This window comes from Armatimonas sp. (assembly GCF_031410135.1).
GTDB lineage: Bacteria > Armatimonadota > Armatimonadia > Armatimonadales > Armatimonadaceae > Armatimonas.
In genome coordinates this window covers 1-3,937 of sequence record NZ_JANNYP010000481.1, presented here as the reverse complement: position 1 = coordinate 3,937, position 3,937 = coordinate 1, and the positions used below count along the sequence as shown (strand labels likewise).

The window sequence follows — 3,937 nt, the reverse complement described above, 5'->3', positions numbered from 1 at the left end:
TTCGAGAGCGTGGTTGAACCTGGGGTGCCTAACCTCGCCCACCCCACCCCTCCCTCGCCGGGGCGTTCGTACCTCACTGGTAATGGGTGGTAGCAACACCCTCTAGCTCCCCCTTCCCCAGCGACGAAGGAGCGCCCGGGGGAGGGGGTTGGAGGGAGAGGTTATTCGGGGAGAGGTAACCCCATCGATGCCTTCCTCACTGTCGAGCAGCAGAAGCATGGGCTGACGATCCAGCCGCCTGCCGATAAGCGGACGATCCTGCGGCGGGCGACGCTGGATCTGACCGGGCTGGTACCCACTCCCAAAGAGATCGAGGCGTTTCTGGCAGATACCTCGCCCAATGCCTACGAGAGAGCCGTGGATCGCCTGCTGGCCTCGCCGCGGTATGGCGAGCGCTGGGGGCGGCACTTTATGGATGTCTGGCGCTACTCCGACTGGGCAGGCTGGGCCGATGGCGGGCAGATTCGCGACAGCCAGCCGCACATCTGGCGCTGGCGAGACTGGATTGTCGAGTCGCTCAATGCCAACAAGGGCTACGACAAGATGGTGCAGGAGATGCTCGCCGCCGATGAGCTGGCCCCCGGCGACCCGCAGGCGCTGCGGGCCACGGGCTTTCTGGCGCGCAACTTCAAGCTCCTCAGCCGCGAGCAGTGGCTGGAGGACACGGTCAACCACACGTCGAAGGCGTTTCTGGGGATCACGATGCACTGTGCCAAGTGCCACTCCCACATGTACGACCCCATCCCGCAGACCGACTACTACAAGTTCCGCGCGATCTTCGAGCCACACCAAGTCCGGCAAGACCGCGTACCCGGCGAGCTGGACACGACCAAAGATGGCCTCCCACGGGTCTATGATGCCGACCTAAAAGCACCTACCTATCTTTTCGTGCGTGGTGATGAGCGCAACCCGGACAAATCCAAAATATTGGAGCCTGGTGTCCCTGAGTCGCTCGGTGGCAAGCTCACCATTCGCCCCGTCGCACTTCCTGCCGCCGCCGTCACGCCGGATCGCCGGGAGTTTGTCCAGCGCGATCTGATCAACGCTAGCAACGCGACGCTCCTGGCTGCGTTTCGGGCGCAGGCCGCAAAGCCGAGCCCCCTCGCCGATGCCGAGGTCGCGCTGGCACAGGCAAAGCACAAGGCGCTCCTGGCGATCCTGGAAGTTGAGACAACGGGCGCTAAGGCTACCGCGGAGCTGACGGTTCAGGCCCAGCGCGAGGTGGCCGTGGCCGAGGCGCGCAAGAACCTGCTCGCTGCCGAGGAGAAAAAGCGCCCTGAGGCACAAAAAGCACTAGACGCCGCCGAGGCCGCGCTCAAGCAGCCACTCACGGCAAACTACACGCCGCGTTTCATGGCCTACCCCAGCGAGAGCTCGGGGCGGCGGCTGGCGCTGGCACGCTGGCTGACGGATAAGCAGAATCCACTGACGGCGCGGGTGGCGGTCAACCATGTCTGGCTCCGGCACTTTGGGCAGGCGCTGGTCCCCAGTGTCGCGGACTTTGGGCGCAATGGCCGCAAGCCCACCCACCCACAGCTCCTCGATTATCTGGCAGATCGCTTTATGGCAAGCGGCTGGGACTTCAAGGCACTCCACAAGCTGATTCTCACTAGCGCCGTCTACCAGCGCGACAGCCATGCCACACCCGAGAACCTCAAGCGCGACCCCGACAACCTCTACCTCTGGCGCAAAAGCCCCCTGCGGCTTGAGGCCGAGGCCGTCCGCGACAACGTCCTTTTCGCCGCCGGGCACCTCGACGAGACTCGGGGCGGAGCGGAGCTGGACCAGAACCTGGCCCTGACATCGCAGCGCCGGAGCATCTACCTCCGAAACGCTGCCGAGAAGCAGTCCGAGCTGATGCTGATCTTCGATGGCCCCAGTGTCACCGAGTGCTACGAGCGCAAGCCCTCGGTGATGCCCCAGCAAGCCCTCGCGCTTGCCAACAGCGAGCTGGCACTGCGGGAAGCGCGTGCACTGGCGAGGGAATTAGCCTCTCTCAACCTCTCCCCTAACCCCTCTCCCGGGCGTTCGTTCCTCACTGGGAAAGGGGAATCCGAGTCTGTCGGGCTCCCCTCTCTTCCCCAGCGAGGAATGAGCGCCCGCACCCAGAGGGTACCCGGGGAGGGGCTGGGGGTGGGAGAGGTTAACGCCCCCGTCTTTGTGAAGAACGCCTTCGAGCGGATTCTCTCTCGCCCACCCACGACTACCGAGGCGAGGGAGTGCCTGCGTTTTTTAGCCGTGGGTGGCGAGGCAAACCTACAGCGACGCTACGAGAACTTGGTACTGGTTCTCTTCAATCATAACGACTTTGTGACGGCGAGATAACCTCTCCCCCTGCCCCCTCTCCCGGGCGTTCGTTCCTCACTGGGAAAGGGGGTTCTGAAGGATAAGAAATATGAATGAAAGTAAGTGGGAGATAGTAAAGGGGCAAAAAGTGACCGAGGGTAAAGTCCTTCTGGCGCGGCAGATGCGCGAGCAGATGACGCCAACCGAGGCAATGCTCTGGGAGCACTTGCGCGGCAATCGCCTCGCGGGGCTGAAGTTCCGTCGCCAACAGGTCATTGATGGCTTCATCGCCGATTTCTATTGTCATGCGGCAGGCTTGGTGGTCGAGATAGATGGACCGATCCACAACTCCGCCTACGATGCCGAACGCGACCGAATTCTCGGAATCCGCCAACTTACGGTTCTGCGTATTACTAACGACCAAGTAAATGACGATATAGATTCCGTTCTGGAACAAATAGCAAATGCTGCACAAACACAAATAAACTCCCCCCTTTCCCAGCGAGGTACGAGCGCCCGGGAGAGGGGTGCCGAGGAACGAGGCGGGGAGAGGTAAAGAAGTTAACATGAAACGATCATCACTCTCGGATACTGGAATGGGCATGACGGGCCTGGCGCTCGGGGCACTGCTGCAACGCGACGCCTGGAAGAAGCAGATTTATAGGGGAGCCTCGGGGAAGCCGCCGCGCGCCAAGTCGGTGATCTGGATCTTTCTGTGCGGTGGTGTGAGCCATGTCGAGAGCTTTGATATCAAGCCAGAGCTGAACAAGTATGCGGGCAAGTCCATTGAGGAGACGCCCTACAAGGCCGTGCTCGATCCCAAGCGGGTCAATGCCAATATTGTTGGAGGCAACCCCAACCATGGAAACCGCAAGACCATCATGCCGCTCCAGACGGGCTACAAGAGGTACGGCCAGTGCGGGCTGGAGGTAGGCGACTGGTTCACGAATATTGGCACCTGCGCCGACGACCTTGCCATTGTGCGCTCGCTCTGGACCCTGGACAACGACCACGGGGCGCAGCTGACGTTCCAAACAGGCCGCCATGTCCGCGAGGGCGCACACCCGACGGTCGGCTCCTGGGCCTGCTACGGCCTCGGCACCCTCAATGAGAACCTGCCCGAGTATGTCGTGCTAGGCACCCCGACCGGCGACTGCTGCGGCGGCGCGTGGACCCACGGGGCGGCCTATCTCGGACCGCAGTACGCCGGTGTGAAGCTGAGCGCCGACCCAAAGAAGCCCCTGCCGTTTCTCAAGCCCGCCGACAATTTGACTGCCGACGAGCAGGCCGCGAACTTCTCGCTCATGGGCCGCCTGAACCGCCTCGCGGGGATCGACTACCCCGACGACAAAGACCTCCAGGCACGCATCAAGGCCTACGAGCTCGCCTTCCAGATGCAGACCTCCGTCCCCGAGACACTCCAGCTCGAAAAAGAGTCGGCGGAGACCAAGGCGCTCTACGGGCTCGATCAGGCGCACACGAAATCCTTTGGCGAGCAGTGCCTCGCGGCCCGGCGGCTGGTCGAGCGCGGTGTGCGCTTCGTCCAGCTCTTCCACGGCGGCGGCGGTGGCGGGGCCTGGGACGCTCACAGTGATGTGAAAGGCAACCACACCACGCTGGCGGCACAAGTGGACAAGCCCATCGCGGGCCT

The 3,937-nt window shown here is 62.7% G+C and carries 3 protein-coding genes; all 3 read left to right on the top strand.

Annotated features, from left to right (window positions below; translation table 11 throughout):
- Window positions 1-183 precede the first annotated feature (183 nt).
- Window positions 184-2,325, top strand: a complete 2,142-nt coding sequence (locus tag RMO15_RS17760; RefSeq protein WP_309714859.1) for a DUF1553 domain-containing protein — start codon at window positions 184-186, stop codon at window positions 2,323-2,325.
- Between the two features lie 70 nt (window positions 2,326-2,395).
- Window positions 2,396-2,842: an endonuclease domain-containing protein gene (locus RMO15_RS17755; RefSeq protein WP_309714857.1), complete on the top strand. Its 447-nt coding sequence runs from the start codon at window positions 2,396-2,398 to the stop codon at window positions 2,840-2,842.
- 10 nt (window positions 2,843-2,852) lie between these two features.
- On the top strand, window positions 2,853-3,937 hold a 1,085-nt coding region (locus RMO15_RS17750), incomplete at its 3' end, for a DUF1501 domain-containing protein (protein ID WP_309714854.1).

Excerpts from the sequence above, each read along its gene's own strand:
- RMO15_RS17755 (WP_309714857.1), top strand. The coding sequence starts at position 2,396 with ATGAATGAAAGTAAGTGGGAGATAGTAAAGGGGCAAAAAGTGACCGAG.